This window comes from Streptomyces sp. TRM68367, assembly GCF_014495685.1.
Classification (GTDB): domain Bacteria; phylum Actinomycetota; class Actinomycetes; order Streptomycetales; family Streptomycetaceae; genus Streptomyces.
Genome location: NZ_JACTVI010000015.1, coordinates 31,088 through 57,023, shown reverse-complemented (window position 1 = coordinate 57,023; position 25,936 = coordinate 31,088). Strand labels below are relative to the sequence as shown.

Sequence of the window (25,936 nt, the reverse complement as noted above, 5' to 3'; positions counted from 1 at the left end):
AATGTTTATGTCGTCGCCGCGGGGGCACACCGCGCGGCAGGCAACCTGTCCGGGTGGCGGAATGGCAGACGCGCTAGCTTGAGGTGCTAGTGCCCTTTATCGGGCGTGGGGGTTCAAGTCCCCCCTCGGACACACACAGAAACAGAACACAGCAGGACGAACACCCGCTTCCGGCTCCTGGCCGGAAGCGGGTGTTCGTCGTTTCAGCCTCCTACGACACCGTCGAGCTGGAATGCCGTGACGGCACCCCGCGGGAACAGGTTGGCGATCGTGTCGGTTCTGCCGGTGGCCGCGGCGGACGGTGGCCACACCGATGGCGGCGGTGGCGCTCTGGCCGGCCGGCGAACGGGGCAGCGGATCGGGGACCGTTTCGAGGTCTCCGCGCCGGGTGCGGCCACCCAGCGCATGGTGATCGCGAGCAAGTACGAGACGGGAATGCTGCGTTCGTCGCCGATGGTCGCGGTGCGAGAGGGGGACGTGAAGACGGTCAAGTCGTGCGTCGAGTTCGCCGGGAGCGGTGAACGGGAGAGCTCCCGGCCGTGACGGGCGTGTGCGCGGAGGGCGACCCGCCCGTCGCCCATTGTGTGGGGCATCTCTCGTCCGGCCCGGAGATCAGCAGGTCAGGGCCGTTCGGGCGGCTCCCAGGCACCCCCGAACGGCCGTGCCGAGTGGGCGGGCACAGGGGCGGAACCTAGCGTCGTACTAATATTTTCGGCTTGTTACCGAGCTGGAGCCGGACAACCCCAGGCAGACCTGCGGGCCCGCCAGCGCCCCGGAAGCTTCCGGGAATTCAGACGCGAGGACCGATGGCAGCCATTCACGAGAGCAGCGCTCTCGGCCGGCTCGACGACGAGCTCGACGCAGAGATCCGCGACCGGTTCGGCGACACGGCACGTTTCTCGGGAGGCCAAGCGGCCTCCCCGCGCACGCTCGTCGACATCCTGGACGCCTCCGTGCGGTCGTACCCGGACGAGCTCGCCCTGGACGACGGCACGACCCGGCTCACCTACCGTGCGCTGGCGGTCGAGGTGGAGCGGCTGCGACGGCGGCTCGCCGAGGCCGGGGTCGGGCTCGGCGACCGGGTGGGCGTGCGCGTGCCGTCCGGCACCGGCGACCTGTACGTGGCGATCCTGGCCGTGCTCGCGGCCGGTGCCGCCTATGTGCCGGTGGACGCCGAGGACCCGGACGAGCGCGCCGAGCTGGTGTTCGGGGAGGCGGAGGTGCGGGCCGTCGTCGGGGCCGGGCACGAGCTGACCGTCCACGGCACGTCCGACATCCCCGCGGCCCGCCCGGGTGTCGAGCACGACGCGTGGATCATCTTCACCTCCGGCTCCACCGGCAAACCCAAGGGCGTGGCCGTCAGTCACCGCAGCGCGGCCGCGTTCGTGGACGCCGAGGCGGCGCTGTTCCTCACCGAGGATCCGATCGGGCCCGGCGACCGGGTCATGGCGGGGCTGTCGGTGGCGTTCGACGCGTCGTGCGAGGAGATGTGGCTGGCCTGGCGGTACGGGGCCTGTCTGGTGCCCGTGCCCCGCTCCCAGGTGCGCAGCGGCGCGGACCTCGGGCCCTGGCTGGTCGAGCAGGAGATCACGGTCGTGTCGACCGTGCCGACGCTGGCCGCCCTGTGGGAGCCGGAGGCCCTCACCGACGTACGGCTGCTGATCTTCGGCGGTGAGGCCTGCCCGCCGGAGCTGGCGCAGCGGCTGGTGACGGAGGGGCGCGAGGTGTGGAACACCTACGGGCCCACCGAGGCGACCGTCGTGGCCTGCGCCTCGCTGATGAGCGGCGAGGAGCCGATCCGGATCGGGCTGCCGCTGAACGGCTGGGAGCTGGCCGTCGTCGACGAGGCCGGGGAGCCGGTGCCGATGGGTGGCAGCGGGCAACTGGTGATCGGCGGGGTCGGGCTCGCGCGGTATCTCGACGCCGACAAGGACGCGGAGAAGTACGCGCCGCTCCGGTCGCTGGGCTGGGAGCGCGCGTACCGCAGCGGTGACCTGGTCAGGGCGGAGCCCGAGGGGCTGGTGTTCCTCGGGCGGGCGGACGAGCAGGTCAAGCTCGGCGGGCGGCGGATCGAACTCGGCGAGGTGGATACCGCGCTGCAGGCGCTGCCCGGCGTGGCGGGAGCGGCGGCCGCCGTACGGACCGCGCGCAGCGGCAACCAGCTGCTGGTCGGCTATGTCGTCACCCAGGACGGCTGGGACCACGCGGCGGCAGTGGAGAAGCTGCGCACCGAACTGCCCGCCGCGCTCGTGCCGTTGCTGGCGCCGGTGGACGACCTGCCGACCCGCACCTCCGGAAAGGTCGACCGGGCCGCGCTGCCGTGGCCGCTGGAGGGCCTGGAAACCGCCGGTCCGGCCGAGGAGCTGTACGGCACCGAGGCGTGGCTCGCCGAGCAGTGGACCGAGGTCCTCGGCATCCCGGTCACCAGCGCGTGCGACGACTTCTTCGCGATCGGCGGCGGCAGCCTGGCCGCTGCCCAGCTGACCACGCGGCTACGCGCCCGCTACCCGGCCGCCGCCGTCCTCGACATCTACCAGCAGCCGGTACTGCGCAAGCTGGCCCGCCGGCTGGAGGAGTCGGCGCAGGACGACGGGGCGGAGCGGGTCGTCGCGCCGGTGCAAAGGCGTGCGCAGCTGACCCAGCTCCTGCTGCTGGTCCCGCTGTTCACGCTGGCCGGGCTGCGCTGGACGGTGGCGCTGGCCGCGCTCGGGAACGTCCTTCCCGCGTACTCCTGGCTGCCGGCCGCGCCGTGGTGGCTGGTCGCCGTGGGTGCCGTGGTGTTGTTCAGCCCGCCCGGGCGGCTCGCGATCGCCGCGGGCGGTGCGCGGCTGCTGCTGCGCGGCGTGCGGCCCGGCCGCTATCCGCGCGGCGGGTGTGTGCATCTGCGGCTGTGGACCGCGGAGCGGCTGGCCGAGTGCAGCGGGGCGACCTCGCTGACCGGGGCCTGGCTGGAGCGGTACGCGCGGGCACTGGGCGCCAAGGTCGGTCCGGATGCCGACCTGCACTCGCTGCCCCCGGTGACCGGGCTGCTCAAGCTGGGCCGGGGTGCGGCCGTGGAGTCCGAGGTGGACCTGTCCGGGTGGTGGCTGGACGGCGACCGGCTGGAGATCGGCCCGGTCAAGGTGGGCGCGCACGCCGTCGTCGGCACGCGCAGCATGCTCTTCCCGGGCGCCCGCGTGGGCAAGCGGGCCGAGGTGGCGCCGGGGTCGGCGGTCACCGGGCAGGTCCCCACCGGGCAGCGGTGGGCGGGCGCGCCCGCGGTCAAGCTCGGCAAGGCCAAGCGCAACTGGCCCAAGGACCGGCCGCGCCGGGGCACGTACTGGCGGGTGATGTACGGCGTGACCGGCGTCGCGCTGACCGCGCTGCCGGTGCTGGCGGGAGTGGCCGCGCTGCTCGTGGCCCGCGCGTGCGTCACGCCGGACGCGCCGCTCAAGGGCGCCGCCCTGGCCGTCGTCCCGGCGACGCTCGCCTTCGGGGCGACGTACGCGCTGCTGATCCTGATCGCCGTACGGCTGCTGAGCCTCGGCCTTGGCGAGGGCACGTATCCGACGCACAGCCGGGTCGGCTGGCAGGCCTGGACGGTCACGCAGCTGATGGACCGGGCCCGCGAGACGCTGTTCCCGCTGTACGCCGGGCTGGTCACGCCGGTGTGGCTGCGGCTGCTCGGGATGCGGATCGGGCGGGGTGCCGAGGTGTCGACGGTGCTGGCGCTGCCGAGCCTGACCACGGTGGGCGAGGGCGCGTTCCTGGCCGACGACACGCTGACCGCGCCGTACGAGCTTGGCGGCGGCTGGATGCGGATCGGGCGGGCGGAGATCGGGCGGCGGGCGTTCCTCGGGAACTCGGGGATGACCGCGCCGGGGCGGTCCGTGCCGGACGGCGGTCTGGTGGGCGTGCTGTCGGCGACGCCGAAGAAGGCCAAGAAGGGCACGTCGTATCTGGGGCTGCCGCCGGTGAAGCTGCCGCGCAGCGCGGCCGACGGCGACCAGAGCCGGACGTACGAGCCGCCCGCGCGGCTGCTGTGGGCGCGCGGTCTGGTGGAGCTGTGCCGGATCGTGCCGGTGTTCTGCTCGGCGGGGCTCGCGGTGCTGACGGTGGCGGCGCTGTGTGCGCTGGGCGGCTGGGCGTGGCTGCTGTGCGGGGTGGTGCTGCTCGCGGCGGGGACGGTGGCGGCCGGCGTGTCGGTCGTGGCCAAGTGGCTGCTGGTGGGCCGGCACCGCAGGGGCGAGCATCCGCTGTGGAGTTCCTTCGTGTGGCTGGGCGAGCTGGCGGACACGTTCGTGGAGGTGCTGGCGGTGCCGTGGCTGGCCGGTTCGGTGCCGGGTACGCCGGTGATGACGGCGTGGCTGCGCGGGCTCGGGGCGCGGATCGGCCGGGGCGTGTGGGTGGAGAGCTACTGGCTGCCGGAGGCCGACCTGGTCGCGCTCGGCGACGGGTCCACGGTGAACCGGGGCTGTGTGCTGCAGACCCACCTCTTCCACGACCGGATCTTGCGGACGGATACTGTGGTCCTCCGTGAGGGCGCCACGCTGGGCCCGGGCGGAATCGTCCTGCCCGGCAGTGCCGTCGGGGCCCGTACGACGCTGGGCCCGGCGTCCCTGGTCATGGCCGCGGAGTCCGTGCCCGACGACACGCGCTGGCTGGGAAACCCGATCGAGGCATGGCGTCGCTAGCGGCGCCGGGGAAGTGCAGGTGCGTTCCTGCGTCGTTCGGAGAGTGCGTGCCGGGCGGCGCGGGGGCGTGCCTGCACTTCCCCGGCGCGGCTCCTGCGGTGCCGGGGGACGATGGACCTCTTACGAGCACAGTGCAGGGAGCAGACGCAGCAGTGGCGGTTCAGCAGGCAGTGGGTCAGGACCCGTACTTCCCGGCCAACGGCGATCCCCGGTACCGGGTGCACCGGTATGAGCTGGCGCTGGACTACCGCCCCGGTCCGAACCGGCTGTCGGGCACGGCCCGGATCAACGCCATAGCGGGACGGGCGGCGCTCACCGAGTTCGTACTGAACCTGGCCGAATTCAAGATCGGCCGGGTGCGGGTCGACGGCCGGCAGCCGCACTACACGCACCGCGGCGGCAGGCTGCGCGTGCGCCCCGCGAAGCCGGTCCGGGCGGGGGCCGCGTTCACCGTCGAGGTGCACTGGTCGGGCAATCCCCGGCCGGTGAACAGTCCCTGGGGCGGGCTCGGCTGGGAGGAGCTGGCCGACGGGGCGCTGGTGGCGAGCCAGCCGGTCGGGGCGCCGTCCTGGTACCCGTGCAACGACCGGCCCGCCGACAAGGCCTCGTACCAGATCTCGGTCACCACGCCGTCGGCGTACTCGGTGGTGGCGGGCGGCCGCCTGCTGACCCGCACGCCGAAAGCCTCGACGACCACGTGGGTCTACGAGCAGTCGGCGCCGACCTCCAGCTATCTGGTGGGGCTGTCGATCGGCAAGTACCAGGCGGTCCTGCTGGGCGATCCGGGCCCGGGCGGAGTGTCGCAGCACGGGCACATCCCGGCGCATCTGCTCCCCGAGTTCTCCCGGGACTTCGCGCGGCAGCCCGCGATGATGGAGCTGTTCCAGGAGCTGTTCGGCCCCTATCCGTTCGACGAGTACGCGGTGGTGGTGACCGAGGAGGAACTCGACGTGCCCGTCGAGGCACAGGGGCTGTCGCTGTTCGGCGCCAACCACGTGGACGGGGCGCGGGGCTGGGAGCGGCTGGTCGCGCACGAGCTGGCGCACCAGTGGTTCGGCAACAGCGTGTCCATCGCCGACTGGCGGCACATCTGGCTCAACGAGGGCTTCGCGAAGTACGCCGAGTGGCTGTGGTCGGAGCGGTCCGGCGGGCGTACGGCGCAGCAGCTCGCCGCTGCCGCGCACCGGCAGCTGTCCGCGCTGCCACAGGATCTCCGGCTGGCGGATCCGGGGCGCAAGTCGATGTTCGACGACCGGCTCTACGAGCGCGGCGGGCTGACCCTGCACGCGGTGCGCTGCGCGCTGGGCGACATCGCCTTCTTCCGCATGCTGCGCAGCTGGGGACAGCTGCACCGGAACGGAACGGTGACGACCTCGGCCTTCACCTCCCACGTGGCCCGCTTCGCGACCGAGCCGGTGGACGAGCTGTTCGAGGCGTGGGTGCACGGGACGGCGCTGCCGCCGCTGCCCGGAGCCGGGACGCGGGCGGCTTTCTAGTGCCCCGGCAGATCAAGTCGCAGGAAAGCAACGGCGACTGATCAGCGCACGTCTGCGGCAGGATCCGCCGGACAGGCCCTGGCACAATGGCGCGCATGACCACGCGTTCCTGTCCCTGCGGACGGTCCGAGGCGTACGAGGCCTGCTGCGGCCGCTACCACTCGGGGGCCGCCGTCGCGCCGACCGCGGAGGCGCTGATGCGGTCGCGGTACTGCGCGTTCGTGCGGGGGGACGCGGGCTATCTGCTGCGGACGTGGCATCCGCGGACGCGGCCGGAGCGGCTGGACCTCGATCCGCGGATGCGGTGGACCGGGCTGGAGATCCTGGCGACGGGCGACGGGTCCGCCTTCCACTCCAGCGGCACCGTGACCTTCCGGGCGTCCTGCCGGGGCGGGTCGCTGCACGAGCGGAGCCGGTTCGAGCGGGTCGACGGGGCCTGGGTGTACGTCGACGGGGAGTTCCTCGACCAGTAGGGCTAAGGGCGTGCAGAGGATTAACTTGCCTTCGAACACCGAGCCTGAGCTGCGGTGTCAAGAGCGCCGCCACGCAACTTATTGTCCTGCAAGCCCTAAGGGTCCTTGCACTATGCCCGCCCGGGGCGCGCGGCCTGGCACCGCACCTCGCCGCGTTGCCGAAAAGCCCCAGACGAGTCTTTCCAAATACGGTCAGTGGTCGTAGGCGGTCAGTGAGCGGCTGACCACCTGGCCGGTCTGGAAGTTGTGCCAGATCGCGGCGGCCAGGGCCAGCACGCGCTGAGCGACGCGCACGGCGACGCCCTCGACGGTGCGCCCGCCGTGTTGTTCCAGATCGAGCTGGCCTTTGAGGGTGTCGTTCACCGACTCGATCAGCTGGCGGACCTTCTTGAGCATCGGCTCGCCGGGCCGCAGGATCTCCTTCTTCCTCGACGGCCGCAGCAGGGTGACGCCCTGTACGGACAGTGACCGCTCGAAGGTCTTCGAGGCGAAGCCCTTGTCGCTGATCAGCAGCAGGCCCTGCCGCACGCGCACCAACTCGGCATCGATCTCCAGCATCGCGGCCAGCACCTCGCGCTCGCCGAGCTTCGGATCGGCCAGCGCCCACAGGATCGGCATCCCGGCCGGGGTGCACACCAGGTAGAGCCGCAGCCCCCAGAAGAACCGCGAATGCGACGCGCAGTAGCCGTAGTTGGCCCAGCCCGCCAGTTCCGGGCGCTTGACCGTGGGGCGGGACATCCCGCACGGCACCGGGGTCGAGTCCGTGATCCACACCGTGTCGTGCCAGAAGTCGGTGTCCTTGGCGAGCACCCGTATCAAACGTTTGACGTGCCGGGTGTCCCGACGGGGCGAACGTCGCCTGCCGGCGCACCGGCTAGGTGATCAATTCCAAGATCCCCATCACCGGTGGGCGACGGCGACAGCGGAGCGACCGACGCGGGACGCCGGCCAGCCCGGCGTCCGGCTGCGCTGCTACCTCGACACGAGCCAGGGACCCGACGCGTCATGCAGGGCAGGCCAACCGTTCGGCGATCTGCGAGGTCATGACGCGACGGCCCGTCGGGGACCGTTTCACCGCCGAACGTGGCGCGGCACAGACCCGTCACCGCCGAACATCTCAAAAGGGCAGTCGCACACCGGGCTGCACTGGTCGTCGGCGCCCATCGACCAGCAGGCGAGGGCACGGGCGCATGGGCGGGCCGGCGGCACCGGGGCCGTGCGATGGGGCGCCGGGTCCGGACGGGGAGCCGCCGGGTGCCCGGTGGGGGATGAGGGACGGGGTAAGGCCATGGTTGTCCTCCGTGGGGGGGGCCTCAGCGCTGTCGGGAACCGCTCCAGCGGAGCAGTGCCGTGCCCAGTGACATGCCTCCGCCGAAGCCGGCGAGCAGGACCAGTTCCCCCTCCTTGAGCAGGCGGCCCGTGTTCGCCTGGTGGATGGCCAGCGGTATCGAGGCGGCACTCGTGTTGCCGTGCTCGGCCACGGTGAGGGTGGTCCGCGCCTGGGGGAGGCCGAGTTTCGGCACGATGTCGTGGAGCATCGCGCCGTTCGCCTGGTGCGGGATGAAGTGGTCGACCTGCCATCCGCTCATGCCGTGGGCATGAAGAACTCCCGTGACTGCCTTGGGTAGTTCGGCAGTCACGAACTCCTTGACCCCGCGCCCGTCCATCTTGAAGGAGTGGCGGTTGTCGGCGAGTGTCTGCCGGCTCGCCGGCTCACGGCTGCCTCCGGCGGGAACCGCGATCAGGTGGGACAGGCCGCCGTAGCTGGCCAGGCTGAAGCCGAGCAGTCCGCCGCGGCTGCCGACCGGGCCCAGGACGACCGCGCCGGCACCGTCGCCGAAGAGGACGGCGGTCCTGCGGTCGGTCGGGTCGATGATACGCGAGTAGACGTCGGCGCCGATCACCAGCGCATAGCCGGGCGAGCATCCGGCGTGCGGCTGGGCGAGCAGCCGGGTACCCGCGGCGAGGGCGAAGACGAAGCCGCTGCACACGGCGTTCACGTCGAACGCCGCCGCGTTGTGCGCACCGATCAGGCTCTGGACCAGGCAGGCCGTCGCCGGTTGCGGCTGGTCGGGGGTGGAGGTGGCGACGATGATCCAGCTGATCTCGTCGGCCCGGAGCCCGGCGTTGCGCAGAGCGGCCCGTGCGGCCTCGGCGGCGAGGTCGGAGGTGGCCTCGCCGCGGGCGGCGTAGCGGCGACTGCGGATGGCCGTCTTGCGGACGATCCAGTCGTCCGTCACTCCGGCGCGTGCGGCCACCGTCTCGTTGGAGACGATCTCGGCCGGGAGATAGGCTCCCGTACCCACGATGCCGATCCCCGGGGCTCCGGGGAAGTGGATGGTCATGCCAGTGTCCCTTCGGCGGGCTGCCGCTGGGCGAGGGCAGCGATGAGGCTGGGGTCGTCGCCCACAGCGACCGGGTGACCGACCAGGCGCAACATCGGCAGGTCGCTGAGGTGGTCGCCGTAGGCCCAGCAGTCCTCGGCCCGTACCCCGGGGTGCTCGTCGAGCAGGCGCCGGACCGCCCGCGCCTTGCCGTCGCCGATCACCGGCTCCGGAACGTGCCCGGTGTACCTGCCACCGCGGGTCCCCGGGCGTGTGCACAGGATGAGCCTGGCTTCCACGGTGCGGGCGATGGGGGCAAGGCACGGTTCGAAGGAGCCGGAGACCAGGACGAGTTGTGCTCCGGCCGCGCGGTGGGCGTGCAGGGCCCGCATGGTGGAGTGGATGAAGAAGTCCGGATCGGCGGCGCGATTGGTGAACCACCGCTGCCCTGCGGCAGCGACCTCGTCGGCCGCCTCGCCCTGGTACACACGGTAGAAGCGGCGGTTGATCTCCTCGCGCGGGACGCCGGCGTCGGCCGCCTTCTGGAGTCCGTGGTGTATCTCGCGGTACCGCTGGGCACCGCCGGGTCCACGTCCTTCCAGCCAGAAGGACAGGAAGTCGAACATGCTCTTGCGGCTGATCAGGGTCTCGTCCACATCGGTGAAGACCAGATACGGTGCTGTCACGAGATCATCTTCTGCTCTTCAACCAACTCCCCTGTTGCGTCAGGTAGTTGGATCGCCACCAGGACCAGTTCGCCGTCCCCGGTGTTGTGCATGGCGTGGCGGACCGGTCCGTCCGGCAGCGGGTTCAGCTTGACCTGGCCACTGGCCAGTTCCACGGTGCCGGTCCGGTGCCCGTCGGGGCCGAGGATGTCGGCCTGGCCGCCGTTGACGACGACCGTGAGCCATGGGACGCGGTGGGTGTGCAGCGGACGGGTGGCTCCGGCCGGGATGCGCTCGACCCAGACGCGGGCGTGCGGGGTGTCGACGACCAGGGGCGTGCCGATCTCCTCCCAGGGGCCGTTCACGAGGTCCTCTGCGGGTGACCGAACAGGGGGTTTAACGGGTGTGGGCATGACCGAGTCCTTTCCCAAAGGCGTCGGCGGGGGCGGGCGCGGGAGGCCGTCGTACGGACAGCCCGGCCAGTACGTCGTCGAGCGCGACCAGGTCACCGGAGTGCCCGTGGAAGGCGATGTAGCCGTCGGGCCGTACGAGGTAGAACCCGGCGTCGCCACGCGGGAGCGCCGACGCCTCGCCGGTCAGGCGGATATGGGTGAGCACCGGGGACCAGCGCGCGGCGGTCCGGGCCGCCTTCTCGTGCAGGGCACCCGACGCCTCCCGACCGACGGTGACCAGATGGTACGGCTGCGGTGTCGCGTCCGGGCCCTGCGGCCGCGGGATCCGGAGCGAGGCGGGCAGCAGATGGTCGGGGAAGACCGTGCCGATGCCGCTGCGCGTGCGCCGTCGGCGCGACAACGTCCGGGAGGGGAGGACCGACGGCGGCAGGACGGCCGGATAGGTGACGCGCCTGCCCGCCATGACCGGCGCGTACTTCCGCAGCATCCCGGTGCGGTCGGCGCCGCGCAGCAGCGCGTCCCGCGCGCGGATCTTCCAGGGGACGGAGACCAGCCACGCCCGCGTCTGGATGTCCGTGTCGCGCACGACCTGCCGGGCCACGGCGTGGCGTTCACGCTCGTAGGTGTCGAGCAGCGGTGTGCCGAAGCGGCCCTGGATGACGCCGGCGAGTTTCCAGGCGAGGTTGTGGGCGTCCTGGAGCCCGGTGTTGAGGCCCTGGCCGCCCGCCGGGGAGTGAATGTGCGCCGCGTCGCCGGTCAGGAAGCACCGGCCCTGACGCATCCGGGCGGCCAACCGGTGGTGCACCCGGAAGGTGCTGATCCACTCAGGGTCCTCCAGGGCGACCCCTCCGGGACCGCGTTCGTCGACGAGCCGTTGCAGCAGCGGCAGGGTCGCGGTCTCCTCCCCGTGCGGCGCGTTGACGAACCAGCGGTGCCGGCCGTCGGGCAGCGGTACGACGACCAGGACCCCGCCCGGCGACTGGAAGTAGTGCGCCTCGTCACGGGCGAGGTGCCGTCCGCCATGGGCGTCGGCGAGCATGAAGGCGTTGGCGTAGGTGGCGCCCTCGAACGGGACGCCCAAGGCGTCCCGGACGGTGCTGTGGGCGCCGTCCGCGCCGATCACCCAGTCCGCGGTGAGGGTTCGGTCGGCTCCCTCGGGGTCGGTCAGCCTCAGCTCGACGGCGTCGGCGCGCTGGTCGAGCCCCTGGAGGGTCCAGCCACGTTCGACCCGGCCGCCGAGTCGGCCGAGGAGTTCCCTGAGGACGTCCTCGGTCCCGCGCTGCGGAAGGCACAGCGGCGTGGTCTCCGCATCGAAGTCCAGCCGCGCCACGGGGCGGCCCGACGAGTAGTACGAGAACCGCCCGATCGGGATGGCCCGCCCCCGCGCCTCCTTCTCGACGCCGAGCTGGGCCAGCACCTCCACCGTGCGCGGCCACAGCAGTAGCGCCTTGGAGTGGCCGGACGGCTCGTCGCGCTTGTCGAGCACCCGTACGCGCACCCCGTGCCGCAGCAGTTCACAGGCCGCGGTCAGTCCGGTGGGTCCCGCACCCACCACGACGACCTGCTCGGCTCCGCGGGTCATGCCGCACCTCCAGCGGCCTCGGGATAGGTGAGTTCGGCGACGGCCGTGGCAATGTCCTCGCCACGCTGCCGCAGAGCCAGCTCGACCGGTACGAAGAGGGCGTCACCGTGCGCCTCGGCGGCTCGCGGCCGAGCGGTCGCTGTGGTGGCCAGGTCCAGTTCCCCGAAGCGGGTGTACGTGACGTCGAGGAGGGTCAGCCGGCCGCGGGAGGGATGCAGGGCGTGGGCGGCGTCCGCGGCGAGCACGGCGATCTGGCGGAAGGCCTCGTTCATCACCATGCCGGGGACGTGGTCCTGCGGATGGTCGAACATGCTGGGATGACTCTGATCCACGCGGACCGGTGCCGTGAGCGTCTCCCCGGCCCAACGGGGCTCGCCGAGCACGACGTTGGCGGCGTCGTTGCGGCCCACGAGGCAGGGCGAGACGGGAACGACGGGCTCCGCGTCCGCACTGCCCGGCAGCCCGGCGGCCAGCCGCCCGGAGGTGCGCAGTCGCCGGTAGGAGTCGGGCGACTTGTACGCCATGCCCATCGTCACCCGGGCGACCTCGGTGCCGTCGAGCGTGAGGCAGGTGTAGAAGGACAGCGCGCAGACCACGCCGTCCCTGACCCTCTTGTCGGTGACCCTGATGTTCAACGTCAGGTGGGCGGGTCGGGTGCCGATCACCAGGGACGGCAGGGACCGTATCTCGATCCGGTTGTGGGTGAGGATGAATCGAACGTCGGCGGCCAGGCCGTAGTACTCGTGGGCGCCGAGCATGACCGCCTGCCGTACGGCCTCCAGTACGAGTAGCACGTCGAAGTGCTTGGGATCGTCGTGTACGTCGCCGTAGTAGGCGTGGGAGCGGGGCAGTTGGGCGCCGCAGAGGAAGAGGTCATCGGTCACGGAGACGCTGTCGGTGACGAACGTCTCGCCTAGCGCCGCGCGGTGCACGCGGTCTCGGTCGACGGTCGTGCGGAAGCTCAGGGCGCGCACGGTGGCCAGTGGCCGTATGGAGGTGGTGGCCGTGGACGGGTGGGGGTCCGCCGTCGGACCGGGGCTGAGCGGCATGGTTTCTCCCATCGGAGACGGTCGTTCCTCCGTCGGCGAGGCGGAGGCACGTCGGGATGCCACGGGTGCACAGCGCTGTGCGCCCGACAGTTCGTTTGTGAGGCGTACGGGAGCAAGCGCAGTCGTAGAACTCGTAAGGGCCTGAGGGCTCACAGGCGTCCGGGCTCAGAAGCGGGTTCCGACCGCGGCGGGCAGGCCGTCGAGGTCCCGCAGGTCGGCGTCGGTCAGTTCGAGGGCGGCGGCGCCCACGTTATCCTCCAGATGCGCGAGGCGCGTGCTGCCCGGGATGGGGACGACGCTCGGGCCCTGGGCGAGCACCCAAGCGAGCGCGACCTGGGCGGGGGTGGCGTCGTGGCGCTGTGCGACCTGTTCGATGCCGTCCACGATGCGCAGGTTGTGCTCCAGCGCGTTGGCGGCGAAGCGGGGCTGCTGGGCGCGGAAATCGGTGGGCGGCAGTTGGTCGGCGGTGCGGATGGCGCCGGTCAGGAAACCGCGGCCGAGCGGCGAGAAGGGCAGGAATCCCACGCCGTTGTCCTGACACCAGGGCAGGACGTCGCCCAGCGGGTCGCGCGACCACAGCGACAGTTCGGACTGCAGCGTGGCCACGGGCGCGACGGCGAGGGCCCGCTCCAGGTGGTCCACGGTGGCCTCCGAGAGGCCGATGTGCCGTGCCTTGCCCGCGGCGACCAGCTCGGCCATGGCGCCCCAGGACTCCTCGATGGGCACTTCCGGGTCCACGCGGTGTAGCTGGTAGAGGTCGACGCACTCGGCGCCGAGCCGACTCAGGCTGCCGTCGATGGACTTCTTGATGTGCTCGGGGCGTCCATTGGGGGTGACCTCGACCTTGGTCGGGTACTGCGTCATGTCCGGTACGAGACCGCACTTGGTGGCGAGAACGACCTGGTCGCGGCGGCCCTTGAGGGCGCGGCCGACCAACTCCTCGTTGCGGAAGGGCCCGTAGAGGTCGGCGGTGTCGATGAGGGTGATCCCCATGTCGACGGCGCGCTGAATGATCCTCACGGACTCTTTGTCGTCGCGCTCGGACACCGCGTAGACCCAGCTCATGCCCATACAGCCGAGACCGAGGCTGGAGACTTCGAGACCGGACGTGCCAAGAGAACGCGTCTGCATGACGGTGCCTCCGATGGAGAGAAGGGTGGGGGAGAGAAAGGTGAGGGCAGCGTCGTGGCGGCGGGCGGAGGTGTCGCGTGCCCGCCGTACCGGACGACCGGCAAAACCAGTCGACTCAGTAGGGGCTGACCTGCTCGAAGTAGCGGCGCGGGTTGTCCACGAGCATCGTGCGCAGGGCGGACTCGCTGACCCCGAGCTCCCTCAGGGCTGGCAGCACCCGCTTGTGCAGGTGGGTGTAATCCCAGTCCGGAAGCGCCTCGGCCCGCTGCTCGTCGGTGAAGTAGTCGATGTGGCAGGGGCAGTCGTGCGAGAGGACCATGCGGTCGGCGTAGCCGGCCGCTACCAGGTCCGCCACGATCTTGACCCGCGTGCCGTGCGGGGTGAAGTTGTCCAGGCCGAACCGGTCCATGCCGATCATTGAGCCGGCGTCCATGAGCTGCTTGAGGTAGTCGAGGTCGTCGGTGTCGCCGCTGTGGCCGATGATCACGTTGCTCAGGTCGACGCCCTCCTCGCGGAACACCTTCTGCTGGAGCAGGCCGTTGCGCAGGAAGGCGTTGGAGTGCGTGGTGATGGGGGTGCCGGTCGCCCGGTGGGCCCGGGCGGTGGCGCGCAGGACGCGCTCGACGCCCTCGGAGAGACCCTCCTCTTCGGTGGCGCACTTGAGGACCGCCGCCTTGACGCCGGTGTCCGCGATACCGGCCGTGATGTCCCGGATGAGCAACTCGGTGATCGGCTCCGGCTGTTCGAAGAGCCGACCGGGTCCGCGGTAGTGAAAGAAGTACGGGACGTCGTGGTAGGTGTACACCCCCGTGGCCACGATGATGTTGAGGGGTACCCGGGCGGCGACCTTTTGCACCCGGGGCACGAACCGGCCCTGGCCGATGACCGTGAGGTCGACGAAGGTCCGTACGCCCATGTCGTGGGCGGCAGTGAGCCGAACGACGGCGTCCTCGATCCGTTCCTCCTCGTTCCACAGGTGCGGCTGGTTTTGCTGGACGTCCGGGGTGAGTACGAAGAGGTGCTCGTGCATCAGCGTGACGTCGAGCGAGTCGAGGGGGATCGGCCCGGCGACCGTCTCCACCAGGGACCGCGCCCCGGCCTCCGGTGCGGTGGCGGCTGCCAAGATTGACTCTGACATTGCTGTCTCCTCTTCGCGTGAATGGTGTGGGGCTTTACATCTGCTGGTGCCGTGCGGGCTGCCACGTCGGGCATGACGGCATACCGGCAGCGGTGTGCGCGAGGACAGAAACGGAGGAGCGTGGCGGGGTCGGCAGTCGGCGATCTACGGTTGACGGGGCGGTCGACGGACGTTGCTGAACGGTCGTCAGCCGTCGGTCGGGGGAGGCCCGACGCCTGTCACCGAGTGTGTCGAGTGCCGGCGCCCCGCAGCCCGTTCGGCGGAGCCGGAGTCGGTCTCCCGGCGGCGCGGGCGGCGCAGGGTGCCGTAGCCCCACACCGCCAGGGCGCCCAGGGACATCAGGCCGCCGGCCACGCTGGCACCGACCCAGCCGTCGTGGCGGTAGGCGAGGGAGCCGATCGCAGAACCGGCGCCGCCTCCGATGAAGTAACTCGTCATGTAGACCACGGTCAGACGGGCCCGCGCTTGGGGCAGCAGCCCGTAGACGACGCTCTGGTTGAGCAGATGGATCCCCTGCACCGCGGCATCCATGACCAGGACGCCCAGGACCAGAAGGACGAAGCTCCACCTGCCGAGCGCCATGGCCGCGAACGAGGCGACCAGGGCCGCCAGCAGCGTGCCCGAGAGGATCACCTGCCGTGAGGCGGTCAGATGGCGGCCCGCCACGTTGGTGGTGAGCGCTCCGGCCACGCCGACCAGGCCGAACAGGCCGATCTCGCCCTGGCTGAAATGGTACGGGTGAGTCGTCAGCAGGAACGCGGCGGTGGTCCAGAAGCAGTTGAACGCGCCGTATATCAGCGCTCCGATCAGGGACCGGCGCCTGAGCACGGGCTGGCCGACCGCGAGGGAGGCGATGGAGCGCATCTGCCGCCGGTAGGTGATGGACAGCTCCGGCGACCGCGTTCCGAGCAGCCCGTACAGCAGTGCGGCCGCCAGCAGCATGAAGACGGCCGCCAGGGCGTAGACGGTCCGCCAGCCGGCCAGTCCGGAGACCACGCCGGCGAAGGTCCGGGACAGCAGGACACCGAGCAGCATGCCGCTGAGCAGCGTGCCGATGACCCGATTGCGTTGGTGGTCGGCGGCCAGGGTGGCCGCGAAGGGCACCAGGATCTGGACGACCACCGAGGTGATGCCCACCAGCAGCCCGGCACCGGTCAGTGCCTGCAACGTGGGCGCTCCGGCACAGGCGGCCAGGGCCACGGCGTCGGCGATCAGCAGCCCGCACACCAGGGGGCGCTGGCGGACGATGTCCCCCAGAGGGACGAGCAGGACCAGGGCCACCGCATAGCCGACCTGGGTGGCGGTGACCACGAGGCCCGCGTCGCTCTCCGAGACGTGGAAGCCGCTCGCCACCTCGTGCAGCAGTGGCTGTGTGTAGTAGAGGTTCGCCACGGTGACGCCGCACACGAGTGTCAGCAGCCACACCAGCCGTCGCGGGATGCCGCCCGCCTGATCTGCCACCAACTGTACGGACACCGCTGCTCCAACCGTTCAGTTTGACCAACTGGTTGGATTGATTACCCCATAATCCAACCGGGCGGTCAAACTAAATAGTTGTAAACTGAGCGGCTGCGGCGTTGGCTGTGCTTTGGCTGGCGCCCGCTTCTCCATTGGAAGAGGAAAGGACTGCCCATGGCATACGATCCGGCGGCGACTCGTGAACGCATCCTGACGTCCGCCCTGCAGGAGTTCGCCGCCTATGGGCTGGCAGGAGCGCGAGTCGACCGCATCGCCCTCAACGCCCGCGCCAACAAGGAGTCGATCTACCGCTACTTCGGCAACAAGGAGCAACTGCTCGATCGGGTCCTGAGCGAGTACCTGCGTACCAACGGCGACGGGGTGTCACCCCAGGCCGACAAGCTCGACAAGTACGTGGCGGAGCTGTTCCGGCACCATCGGGCGCATCCGGAGTTCCTGCGGCTGTGTCTGTGGGAAGGGCTGGAGAGATCGGACGGACTCACCCCGGAGGCCCTGCGCGTCCGCCAGGGACACTACGACGACAAACTCGCCGCGATCCGTGCGGCGCAGGCCGACGGTTCCGTGGATCCGGCGCTCGATCCGAGGCATCTGCTGGTCGTACTGCTCGGAATGGTCAACTACTGGTTCGCGGTGCCGCAGATCGTCCGGCTGGTCTTCGGGGAGGCCCCGGACGACGAACTGTTCACCCGGCACGAGGAGTTCCTGCACGAGTGCTACCGCCGCCTGACGGCCGTCCCGGGCCAGCCCGACGAGTCGCCCTAGATGTTCTGTCCCGGGAGCTTGTGGACGGGTGAGCGAGGTCTCGGCTGAGGGATCTTGAACAGGTGAGGGCCTTCCGGTTCGGTGTGGATTGCGACGTCTACACCAACAGAAAGGCCCTCGTGCCCCACCGTAGTGCACCCCTGGCCGAGACCGGCCGTCTGCGTCTGGCCCGCTGCGTGGTTGAGGACGGCTGGCCCCTGCGCCGGGCCGCCGAGCGCTTCCAGGTCTCGCCGACCACAGCCCGGCGATGGACGGATCGCTACCGGCAGTTCGGCGAGGCCGGGATGTGCGACCGGTCCTCCCGCCCGCACATCAGCCCGCGCCGCACCCCCGCCCCGTACCGAACGCCGGATCATCAAGGTCCGCGTCCTGCGCCGGTGGGGACCGGCCCGCATCGCACCTGCTGCGGCTGACGCCCTCGACCGTGCACCGCGCCTGACCCGCTTCAGCATGGCCTGCCTCACCTGCCTGGATCGGGCAACGGGCCGTGTCATACGCCGCTACGAACGCGGCGCGGCGTGCGCTGGTGTGCCGCGCGACGGCGTCAGCCGCGGCCGACGCCCCCGGCCGGACGCCGGACCGGCACCACCACCGCGTCGGCGGTGGTGGTGCCGGAGGTAGGGTGCGCAATTGCCCGCTGGCCGTCGTGCCGGACGGCATTCTCCACGTTGCTGACCGAGCGCCCGCATGGCCGGCGCCCCGAGCAGGGAGCCGGGCGTGAGCACGAGGAAGGCGTAGCACCGGCCGACGAGGTCGGCCGGCACGAGGACGAGGGGTGATCGTCACCCCGGTGACCCCTTGGAATTGATCATCTGGGTAGCGTCCCGGCAGCGCAGGCGCGACCGGCTTCCAGGCCTTCCGAACTGGTGGCGCAGGCCGGAGAGAAGAGCCGCCACAATCACGACCAGGCGGCGACCGAGCCGCACGCCGTCGACCACCCGGACCGGGATGCCGCTCTCACCCCGGCGCAGCGGGCCGCCGCCGTCCACGCCCACCAGCAGGCCGCGATGCCGGAGCTGCTGGAGGGCCGGACGACCGACCCCGCGACGTGGATGCGTACGCCGGAGAACCTCGCCCGGTTCGCCGCCTTCAAGCGCAAGGCTGACGCCCGCCGCCGCGCCATCGCGGACCAGGACCGGGAGCAGAACCGTGCGGCAGGGCGAGGGCCTGCTGCTCCGGCTTGGCCCAGGGTTGCGCCTCGTCACGCCCACTTCAACCTCCAGGTGCGGCTTGAGCTGGAACTTCCGCCAGATCCGGCCAACTGTGGACTTGGACAGGCCGCTGTGCTCGGCCATCGATTTGCGCGACCAGTGCGTGGCGTTCTTCGGGGTCCCCTCCAGTGTGGCGATCACGACCGCTTCGACCTGGTCGACACCGATGGTGGGCGGCCGGCCCGGCCGGGGCTCGTCGGCCAGGCCGTCCAGCCGCTCGGCGAGGAACCGCCGCCGCCATTTGCGGACCGTGTCCGCGGAAAACCGCAGGTGGCGGGCCACTTCGACGATGGGCGGGACGTCAGGTCCGGCACAGGCCAGCACGATCCGCGCCCGTAACGCCAGCGCCTGGGCGGAGTTCGCCCGCCTCGTCCAGCGTTCCAGAACAGCACGTTCGTCATCGCCGAGCAGCAGCGGTTCCAGCTTCGGACCACGACGCGGCACCGGCACCCCGGCAGAAGAACTCATGCAAGATCCAACGACGGACTACCGGGCGCAGGACACTAGTAGCTCCTCCCCCACTCTCGGCTCCGCTCGAGCGGGGGCACCCCCATCGAGGGCTCTCCGGCGCCTGGCGATGCACGGCACCAGACCACGCGACCTCATCGGGCGCCCATAGTGCAAGGATCCCTAAGGCGCCAGGATGTCCAGCTCCTCGAGCGCCCCCACCGTGATTTCCCGGGTGAGTTGCTCCGCCCGGGTGGCGTCGCCCGCGCGGACCGCCTCGGCGACCTGGACGTGGAGGGTGACGGCGGCCGGGTCGGGGTCGTGGAACATGACGTCGTGGTGGGTGCGGCCGGCCAGCACCTCGGCGACGACGTCGCCCAGCCGGGCGAACATCTCGTTGCCGGAGGCGTTGAGGATCACGCGGTGGAAGGCGACGTCGTGGACGAGGTAGCCCTCCAGCTTGTGGCCGCGTGAGTTGGCCACCATGCCGAGCGCGCACTCGGTCAGCGCGGCGCACTGGTCCGCGTTGGCGTTCTTCGCCGCCAGGCCCGCGGCCACCGGTTCGACCGCGGAGCGCAGCATGGTGAGGGAACGCAGTTGCTGGGGGCGGTCCTTGCCCGCCAGGCGCCAGCGGATGACCTGCGGGTCGTAGACGTTCCACTCGGACTTCGGCAGGACCGTGACGCCCACGCGGCGGCGGGACTCGACCAGGTGCATGGACTCCAGCACGCGGACCGCCTCGCGCATCACCGAGCGTGACACGTCGAAGCGCTGTGCCAACTCGTCCGTACGCAACACGCTGCCCGGCGAGTACTCACCCGCGGTGATTTCGGGGCCGAGGGTGTCCAGTACGTGGCCGTGCAGCCCCCGGCCCGGTGTGCTCATGCACTCAGCGTACGTGGCCCGTCACCGAATCAAAAAGTCAGACTTATTTATAACAAGCTCTTGAGTTCGTCTTACCTAATGAGTTTCAGTTGCGTCGGCATCGCATGTCGACACATGTCGACGAGGACAAGCGGACAGCGAGGGCAGCATGAACACCCCCCATGTCGTCGTGGTCATGGGCGTCTCGGGCACCGGCAAGACCACCATCGGCCCCCTGCTCGCGGCCAGGCTCGGCGTTCCGTACGCCGAGGGCGACGACTTCCACCCGCCGGCCAACATCGCCAAGATGTCGGCCGGCACCCCACTCACCGACGAGGACCGCCGGCCCTGGCTGGATGCCATCGGCGCCTGGGCGCACCGGCGGGCCGGGCTCGGCGGGGTGGTCAGCTGCTCGGCGCTGAAGCGGTCGTACCGCGACCGGCTGCGGGCCGCCGCGCCCGATGTGGTCTTCGTGCACCTGACCGGGGACCGCGCGCTCGTCGAGGACCGGATGTCGCACCGGCAGGGGCACTTCATGCCCACGGCGCTGCTCGACTCCCAGTTCGCCGCGCTGCAGCCGTTGCAGGCGGACGAGGCGGGCGTCGAGGTGGACGTCGCAGGCAGCCCCGAGGAGATCGCCGAGCGGGCGACGATCGCCCTCGACGCCCTCCCCGAACCGGGCCGGTAACCGGCCGGCCCCGGCCGGACGGAAACCAGGCCGGCCGAACCGGAGACCAGGCCCCGGCCGCTGCCTCCCCCAGAGCAGGCCACCCCCCGCATTCCCCAGTCCCCGTACACGCAAGGGAAACCCCACCGTGACCAGACTCAGCGTGGAGATGCTGGCAGCGGACGCACCCGAGCCGATCACCTCGGCCGGCCACGCTCAGCTGGGCATCGCCGTCCTGGCGGGCATCGCCGTCATCGTCCTGCTCATCACCAAGTTCAAGCTGCACGCGTTCCTGGCGCTGACCATCGGGTCACTGGCGCTCGGCGCCTTCGCCGGCGCACCGCTCGACAAGGTGCTCACCAGCTTCAGCACCGGCCTCGGCACCACCGTCGCCGGTGTGGGCGTGCTGATCGCCCTCGGCGCGATCCTCGGCAAGATGCTCGCCGACTCGGGCGGCGCCGACCAGATCGTCGACACCATCCTGGAGAAGGCGGGCGGCCGCTCGATGCCCTGGGCGATGGTGCTGATCGCCTCGGTGATCGGCCTGCCGCTGTTCTTCGAGGTCGGCATCGTGCTGCTGATCCCGGTCGTGCTGATGGTCGCCAAGCGCGGCAACTACTCCCTGATGCGCATCGGCATACCGGCGCTCGCGGGCCTGTCCGTGATGCACGGCCTGGTCCCGCCGCACCCCGGCCCGCTGGTCGCGATCGACGCGGTCAAGGCCGACCTGGGCGTCACGCTCGCGCTCGGCATCCTGGTCGCCATACCGACGGTGATCATCGCCGGTCCGCTGTTCGCGCGGTACGCCGCCCGCTGGGTGGACGTCCCGGCCCCGGAGAAGATGATCCCCCAGCGGGCCTCCGAGGAACTGGACAAGCGCCCCGGCTTCGGCGCCACGCTGTTCACGGTCCTGCTGCCGGTGGTCCTGATGCTCGCCAAGGCGCTGGTCGACATCGTCGTCGACGACCCGGAGAACCCTCTCCAGCGCGTCTTCGACGTCGTCGGCGCCCCGATGATCGCCCTGCTCGCGGCCGTGCTCGTCGGCATCTTCACGCTGCTGCGGCCCGCCGGGTTCTCCAAGCAGCGGATCTCGCCGCTCGTCGAGAAGAGCCTCGGACCCATCGCGGGCATCCTGCTGATCGTCGGCGCGGGCGGCGGCTTCAAGCAGACGCTGATCGACTCCGGTGTGGGTCAGATGATCCTGGACATCTCCAAGGACTGGTCGATCCCGGCGCTGCTGCTGGCCTGGCTGATCGCCGTGGCGATCCGGCTGGCGACCGGCTCGGCGACGGTGGCGACGGTCTCGGCGGCCGGTCTGGTCGCGCCACTCGCGGCCGACATGTCGACCACCCACGCCGCCCTGCTCGTGCTGGCCATCGGCGCCGGCTCGCTCTTCCTGAGCCATGTCAACGATGCCGGATTCTGGCTGGTCAAGGAGTACTTCGGGCTCAGCGTCGGCCAGACCCTGAAGACCTGGTCGGTCATGGAGTGCATCATCTCCGTGGTCGCGGGCGGCATCGTCCTGCTGTTGTCCCTGGTCATCTAGGAGCGCTACGACGATGACAAGTCACCCGCTCTTCGACATCGGCGGCCGCACGGCCCTGGTGACCGGCTCCAGCCGGGGTATCGGACTCGCACTCGCCCGCGGCCTGGCCGAGGCGGGCTGCACGGTCGTCCTGAACGGCCGGGACCCGGACCGGCTCGCCAAGGCAGCCGCCGGGCTGCCCGGCGACCGGGTGCACACGGCCGCGTTCGACGTCACCGACGGGGCGTCGGTGACGGCCGGGATCGCGGATGCCGAGGAGCGGGTGGGCCCGCTCGACATCCTGGTCAACAACGCGGGCATGCAACTGCGCGCCCCGCTCCTGGAGTTCGCCGAGTCCGACTGGCACCGCATCCTGGACACCAACCTCACCAGCGCGTTCCTGGTCGGCCGCGAGGCGGCCCGACGGATGACCGAACGCGGCCACGGCAAGATCATCAACATCTGCTCGCTGCAGAGCGAGGTGGTCCGGCCCGGCATCGCGCCCTACGCCGCGACCAAGGGCGCGCTGAAGATGCTCACCAAGGGCATGTGCGCGGACTGGGGTCCGTCCGGCGTGCAGGTCAACGGGCTCGGCCCCGGCTACATCGAGACCGAGCTGACCAGGCCCCTGGTGGACGACGAGGAGTTCAGCGCGTGGGTGCGGCGGCGCACCCCGGCCGGCCGCTGGGGCCGCACCGAGGACCTGGTCGGCGGGGTGCTGTTCCTCGCCTCCCCTGCCGCGGACTTCGTCAGCGGACAGGTGCTGTACGTCGACGGCGGCATGACGAGCGTGCTGTGAAGTGCGGGAGGCTGTGATGCAGGACTGTGTGATCCGCGGTCAGGGCGACCCGCGGGTCGAGGAGTTGCGGGTCCCCTCCCCCGGGCCCGGGCAGTTGCTGGTCGCCGTCCGGTACGGCGCGATGTGCGGGTCGGATCCCGGCCGAAGGCCGGGAGCACCGCCCACCCACCCGCACCCGCCTCACGGCCGCCAAAGTGAATGCTCCCGCTCCGCCCACCCCCGGCTCACCTTCCCCGTGCGCATCCCGCGCCGCGCTTCCGGATCGCCCAGGGCCATGCCGATGTGCCCTGCCAGCACGATGCCGATGGTCAGGGCCAGCCAGTCGTGGACGAAGGTCGCGCTGGTGCGCCACACCAGCGGAGTGAGGTGGGTGAACCACATCATGAGACCGGTGCCCAGCATGACCAGCGTGGCACCGGCGATCCAGGCCGCGTAGATCTTCTGCCCGGCGTTGAACTTGTCCGCCGGACGGGACGCGGACCGCCGGTCACGGCGCCGGACGGCACGCAGCCAGACGCGGTCGTGCGGGCCGAAGCGGTTCAGCCGGCCGAGGTCGGCGCGCAGGGCGCGGGAGACGAGGCCGACCAGGACGGGCACCGGCAGGGCGAGCCCGGCCCACTCGTGCACGGTGACCACGAGCGCGCGGCGGCCGACGAGTTCGGCGAGCTGCGGGACGTACAGGCAGGCCGCCGTCACCACGCTCACGCTCATCAGGACGGCCGTCGTACGGTGCACCCAGCGTTCCGCGCGGCTGAAGCGGCGGACCTGCGCGGGCGCGGACGCCGCCGGGGGCCGGGTGTCAGGCCGTAGGCTCATCGTCGCGTCCGTTCGAGCGGCCCACCCAGGCGTCGACGTCGTAGCCGCGCTCCTCCCAGTAGCCGGGCTTCACGTCCTCGGTGACGGTGATGCCGGAGAGCCACTTGGCGGACTTGTAGAAGTACATGGGCGCCACGTAGAGGCGGACCGGGCCGCCGTGCGCGTGGCCGAGGTCCTTGTCCTGCATGCGCAGGGCGACCAGGACGTCCGCGCGGCGGGCCTGGTCGAGGGTGAGGCTCTCCGAGTACGTGCCGTCGAAGCAGGTGAAGCGGATCGCCTTGGCCGACGGGCGCACTCCGGCGGCGTCCAGGAGACGGGACAGCCGCACCCCCTCGAACGGCGTGTCGGGGACCCGCCAGCCGGTCACGCACTGCACGTCCCGGACCAGGCGGGTCTGCGGCAGGGCCCTCAGGCCGGCCAGCGTGTAGCTGCGCGGGCGGTCGACGAGGCCGTCGACGGTGAGGCGGTAGGTCTCGGCGTTCTTGTGCGGGACGGAGGAGGCGACCGAGTAGTAGCGGAAACCGCCGCCGTTCGGCAGCAGCCCGGTCAGTCCGGTGGGGTCCTTTTCGGAGGCCCCGGCGAGGAAGGACTCCAGGCCGCGCTGCAGGGCGGGCGCGGCGACCATGCCGAGGGCGCCCAGGCCGAGGGTGCCGAGCAGGACACGGCGGCCGACGGGCTTGCCCAGCGGATCTGGTCGTACCGGCTCGCCCCGCGATTCCGGTCGTACGGGCTCGCCCCGCGGTTCCGGCCGTTCGGGCTGCTCCTCGGATCGTTCGGAGTTCACGGGTCCATTCGAGCACCCGCGACCCCCACCGGGCCAGGGAGTCGCGGGTACTCGTCAGGGTTCCGTAACCACTTCTCACTCAGCTCTCAGGAATCCGCCCCGGCCGCCTTCTCCAGCTGGAACGCCTCGTTGCCGAGGCCGATGCGGGCGTGCGCCTCGGGCCTGCGGGAGCGCAGCACCAGGCCCTGGACCAGGCCGGTGACAAGGGCGAGGCCGATCACACCGGGTAGCAGCCAGCTCAGGGACGAGTCCGGGCCGGCGCCGATCAGCACGTCGAAGTCCTTGACGGTGTACACGACGATGAAGAGCAGCCCGACGACGGCGAGCCCGGAGGCGGCCAGGCGCCAGAACTGGGCGCCGACGGCCCCGCGGCGGACGAAGAAGACGAGTACGGAGACCGAGGCGGCGGCCATCAGGAACGCGACGCCGAGCGCGCCCAGGCTGCCCATCCAGGTGAACAGGCGCAGGACCGGCGCGGTCGGGTCGCCGGTCGGGTGGCTGTCGGTGATCGTGAAGGCGGCGACCACGACCAGGGCGATCAGGGTCTGCAGCAGGGAGCCGGTGCCGGGGGCGCCGCTCGAGTTGCTGGTGCGGCCGAAGGCGGCGGGCAGCAGGCCCTCGCGGCCCATGGCGAAGGCGTACCGGGCGACGACGTTGTGGAAGCTGAGCATCGCCGCGAACATGCCGGTCACGAACAGCACGTGCAGCACGTCCGTGAACGTGTTGCCGAGCAGGTCCTCGGTGAGGAAGAACAGCAGCCCGGCGCTCTGCTTCCCGGCGGTGCCGACGATGGCCGAGGGCCCGGTGGCGACGGTGAGCGCCCAGCAGGTGATCGTGTAGAAGACGGCGATCCCGCCGATGGCCAGGAACATCACGCGCGGCACGAGGACGTGCGGGCGGCTGGTCTCCTCGGCGTAGACGGGGGCCTGCTCGAAGCCGAGGAAGGCGGCGACGGAAAAGCACAGCGCGGTGCCGAAGCCGGCGCCGGTGAGGGTGTCCGGGTTGAAGGCGTGCAGGGACAGGCCCTGCGGGCCGGGGTTTCCGATGGCGGCGACATCGAAGATGACGACCAGGATGACCTCGATGACCAGCAGGACGCCGAGCACGCGCGCGTTGAGGTCGATCTTCAGCCAGCCGAGCGCGCCGACGACGAGCACGGCCGCCAGCGGGGGTATCCACCAGGCGACCTGGGTGTCGAGGTAGGTGGCGAACAGCCCGGACACCTCGAAGCCGAAGATGCCGTAGATGCCGACCTGGAGGGCGTTGTAGGCGACGAGCGCGACCATGGCGGCGCCCGCGCCGGCGGTGCCGCCGAGTCCGCGGGAGATGTACGCGTAGAAGGCGCCGGCGTTGTGGACGTGCCGGCTCATCTCGGCGTATCCGACGCTGAACAGGGCGAGCACCGCAGCGAGGATCACGAACAGCAGTGGCTGTCCGACGATGCCCATCACTCCGAATGTGGTGGGCATGACACCTGCGACCACCATGAGCGGCGCCGTGGCGGCCAGCACGGACAGGAGCAGGCCGAGGGTGCCGAGCCGGTCGGCGCGCAGGGCGCGGTCCTGCCCCCTGAACGTGCTGATGCCGCCGCTGCCTGCCGTGGGTCTCGTCGTACGGGAACTGCCCGTCGTCATCGCG

At 71.2% G+C, this 25,936-nt stretch carries 23 protein-coding genes, 1 tRNA gene and 1 pseudogene; 11 read left to right on the top strand and 14 right to left on the bottom strand.

The annotated features are described in order from the left end of the window. Positions 1 to 47: 47 nt before the first annotated feature. The 5 genes from H8R17_RS13215 to H8R17_RS13195 all read left to right on the top strand — a co-directional run bounded on the left by H8R17_RS13215 (position 48) and on the right by H8R17_RS13195 (position 6,642). Positions 48 to 132, top strand: a tRNA-Leu gene (locus H8R17_RS13215). Between the two features lie 138 nt (positions 133 to 270). Continuing rightward, the gene (locus tag H8R17_RS13210) at positions 271 to 543 is read left to right on the top strand and encodes a hypothetical protein (RefSeq protein ID WP_187823361.1); all 273 of its coding nucleotides are present in this window, start codon (positions 271 to 273) and stop codon (positions 541 to 543) included. A 263-nt stretch (positions 544 to 806) separates the two neighbouring features. Beyond that, positions 807 to 4,673, top strand: coding sequence for a Pls/PosA family non-ribosomal peptide synthetase (locus tag H8R17_RS13205; RefSeq protein WP_187823360.1), 3,867 nt, complete (start codon positions 807 to 809; stop codon positions 4,671 to 4,673). A gap of 152 nt (positions 4,674 to 4,825) precedes the next feature. Beyond that, entirely contained in the window at positions 4,826 to 6,169 is a 1,344-nt protein-coding gene (locus H8R17_RS13200; RefSeq protein WP_187823359.1) for a M1 family metallopeptidase, read from the top strand. A 95-nt stretch (positions 6,170 to 6,264) separates the two neighbouring features. Beyond that, positions 6,265 to 6,642, top strand: coding sequence for a YchJ family protein (locus tag H8R17_RS13195; protein WP_187823358.1), 378 nt, complete (start codon positions 6,265 to 6,267; stop codon positions 6,640 to 6,642). A gap of 192 nt (positions 6,643 to 6,834) precedes the next feature. On the opposite strand, the gene H8R17_RS13190 is transcribed toward H8R17_RS13195, so the two are convergent. Beyond that, on the bottom strand, positions 6,835 to 7,461 hold the full coding sequence (locus H8R17_RS13190) for an IS982 family transposase (RefSeq protein ID WP_399476654.1): 627 nt from the start codon (positions 7,459 to 7,461) through the stop codon (positions 6,835 to 6,837). Between H8R17_RS13190 and H8R17_RS49195 the strand changes: the two genes are divergently transcribed. Further along, on the top strand, positions 7,367 to 8,050 hold the full coding sequence (locus H8R17_RS49195; protein ID WP_399476652.1) for a DUF6207 family protein: 684 nt from the start codon (positions 7,367 to 7,369) through the stop codon (positions 8,048 to 8,050). The two genes, H8R17_RS13190 and H8R17_RS49195, sit on opposite strands and share 95 nt — an antisense overlap. On the opposite strand, the gene H8R17_RS13185 is transcribed toward H8R17_RS49195, so the two are convergent. The 8 genes from H8R17_RS13185 to H8R17_RS13150 all read right to left on the bottom strand — a co-directional run bounded on the left by H8R17_RS13185 (position 7,956) and on the right by H8R17_RS13150 (position 16,405). Further along, entirely contained in the window at positions 7,956 to 8,987 is a 1,032-nt protein-coding gene (locus H8R17_RS13185) for a 3-oxoacyl-ACP synthase III family protein (protein ID WP_187823357.1), read from the bottom strand. The genes H8R17_RS49195 and H8R17_RS13185 overlap by 95 nt on opposite strands. Next, a complete protein-coding gene (locus tag H8R17_RS13180; RefSeq protein ID WP_316959390.1) occupies positions 8,984 to 9,652 on the bottom strand; it encodes an HAD-IB family hydrolase in 669 nt (222 codons plus the stop codon). The genes H8R17_RS13185 and H8R17_RS13180 overlap by 4 nt, the downstream gene beginning before the upstream one ends. Next, on the bottom strand, positions 9,649 to 10,044 hold the full coding sequence (locus tag H8R17_RS13175) for a hypothetical protein (protein ID WP_187823356.1): 396 nt from the start codon (positions 10,042 to 10,044) through the stop codon (positions 9,649 to 9,651). The genes H8R17_RS13180 and H8R17_RS13175 overlap by 4 nt, the downstream gene beginning before the upstream one ends. Beyond that, on the bottom strand, positions 10,028 to 11,626 hold the full coding sequence (locus H8R17_RS13170) for an FAD-dependent oxidoreductase (RefSeq protein WP_187823355.1): 1,599 nt from the start codon (positions 11,624 to 11,626) through the stop codon (positions 10,028 to 10,030). Before H8R17_RS13170 ends, H8R17_RS13175 begins: the two co-directional genes overlap by 17 nt. Then, the gene (locus H8R17_RS13165) at positions 11,623 to 12,675 is read right to left on the bottom strand and encodes a ScbA/BarX family gamma-butyrolactone biosynthesis protein (protein WP_187823354.1); all 1,053 of its coding nucleotides are present in this window, start codon (positions 12,673 to 12,675) and stop codon (positions 11,623 to 11,625) included. The genes H8R17_RS13170 and H8R17_RS13165 overlap by 4 nt, the downstream gene beginning before the upstream one ends. Before the next feature lie 165 nt (positions 12,676 to 12,840). Continuing rightward, positions 12,841 to 13,806 carry an aldo/keto reductase gene (locus H8R17_RS13160; protein WP_187823353.1) on the bottom strand — a complete coding sequence of 322 codons (966 nt, stop codon included), beginning with the start codon at positions 13,804 to 13,806 and terminating at the stop codon, positions 12,841 to 12,843. 115 nt (positions 13,807 to 13,921) lie between these two features. After that, positions 13,922 to 14,944 carry a phosphotriesterase gene (locus H8R17_RS13155; RefSeq protein WP_187823352.1) on the bottom strand — a complete coding sequence of 341 codons (1,023 nt, stop codon included), beginning with the start codon at positions 14,942 to 14,944 and terminating at the stop codon, positions 13,922 to 13,924. 186 nt (positions 14,945 to 15,130) lie between these two features. After that, a complete protein-coding gene (locus H8R17_RS13150) occupies positions 15,131 to 16,405 on the bottom strand; it encodes an MFS transporter (protein WP_223124978.1) in 1,275 nt (424 codons plus the stop codon). 171 nt (positions 16,406 to 16,576) lie between these two features. On the opposite strand from H8R17_RS13150, the gene H8R17_RS13145 reads away from it, so the two are divergent. Beyond that, on the top strand, positions 16,577 to 17,185 hold the full coding sequence (locus H8R17_RS13145) for a TetR family transcriptional regulator (RefSeq protein ID WP_187823350.1): 609 nt from the start codon (positions 16,577 to 16,579) through the stop codon (positions 17,183 to 17,185). 119 nt (positions 17,186 to 17,304) lie between these two features. Continuing rightward, positions 17,305 to 17,692 (top strand): annotated as a pseudogene (locus tag H8R17_RS13140) (helix-turn-helix domain-containing protein); the annotation flags it as partial. A gap of 275 nt (positions 17,693 to 17,967) precedes the next feature. On the opposite strand, the gene H8R17_RS45665 reads toward H8R17_RS13140, so the two are convergent. Both H8R17_RS45665 and H8R17_RS13130 read right to left on the bottom strand, forming a co-directional pair. Further along, positions 17,968 to 18,864 carry a helix-turn-helix domain-containing protein gene (locus H8R17_RS45665; protein ID WP_223124977.1) on the bottom strand — a complete coding sequence of 299 codons (897 nt, stop codon included), beginning with the start codon at positions 18,862 to 18,864 and terminating at the stop codon, positions 17,968 to 17,970. Between the two features lie 162 nt (positions 18,865 to 19,026). Beyond that, positions 19,027 to 19,728, bottom strand: a complete 702-nt coding sequence (locus H8R17_RS13130) for a FadR/GntR family transcriptional regulator (RefSeq protein WP_187823349.1) — start codon at positions 19,726 to 19,728, stop codon at positions 19,027 to 19,029. A gap of 148 nt (positions 19,729 to 19,876) precedes the next feature. Here H8R17_RS13130 and H8R17_RS13125 point away from each other — a divergent pair, with 148 nt between their 5' ends. The 3 genes from H8R17_RS13125 (at position 19,877) to H8R17_RS13115 (ending at position 22,698) form a co-directional block, all read left to right on the top strand. After that, on the top strand, positions 19,877 to 20,395 hold the full coding sequence (locus tag H8R17_RS13125; protein ID WP_187823348.1) for a gluconokinase: 519 nt from the start codon (positions 19,877 to 19,879) through the stop codon (positions 20,393 to 20,395). Positions 20,396 to 20,522: 127 nt separating this feature from the next. Further along, positions 20,523 to 21,920: a GntP family permease gene (locus tag H8R17_RS13120; RefSeq protein ID WP_187823347.1), complete on the top strand. Its 1,398-nt coding sequence runs from the start codon at positions 20,523 to 20,525 to the stop codon at positions 21,918 to 21,920. Positions 21,921 to 21,933: 13 nt separating this feature from the next. Then, positions 21,934 to 22,698 carry a glucose 1-dehydrogenase gene (locus H8R17_RS13115; RefSeq protein ID WP_187823346.1) on the top strand — a complete coding sequence of 255 codons (765 nt, stop codon included), beginning with the start codon at positions 21,934 to 21,936 and terminating at the stop codon, positions 22,696 to 22,698. 180 nt (positions 22,699 to 22,878) lie between these two features. Here H8R17_RS13115 and H8R17_RS13110 read toward each other — a convergent pair whose 3' ends face one another. The 3 genes from H8R17_RS13110 to H8R17_RS13100 form a co-directional block, all read right to left on the bottom strand. After that, positions 22,879 to 23,514, bottom strand: a complete 636-nt coding sequence (locus tag H8R17_RS13110) for a cytochrome b/b6 domain-containing protein (RefSeq protein WP_187823345.1) — start codon at positions 23,512 to 23,514, stop codon at positions 22,879 to 22,881. Beyond that, a complete protein-coding gene (locus H8R17_RS13105; protein ID WP_187823419.1) occupies positions 23,498 to 24,199 on the bottom strand; it encodes a molybdopterin-dependent oxidoreductase in 702 nt (233 codons plus the stop codon). Before H8R17_RS13105 ends, H8R17_RS13110 begins: the two co-directional genes overlap by 17 nt. Positions 24,200 to 24,384: 185 nt before the next feature. Next, positions 24,385 to 25,932: an APC family permease gene (locus H8R17_RS13100; RefSeq protein WP_187823344.1), complete on the bottom strand. Its 1,548-nt coding sequence runs from the start codon at positions 25,930 to 25,932 to the stop codon at positions 24,385 to 24,387. Positions 25,933 to 25,936: the final 4 nt, after the last annotated feature.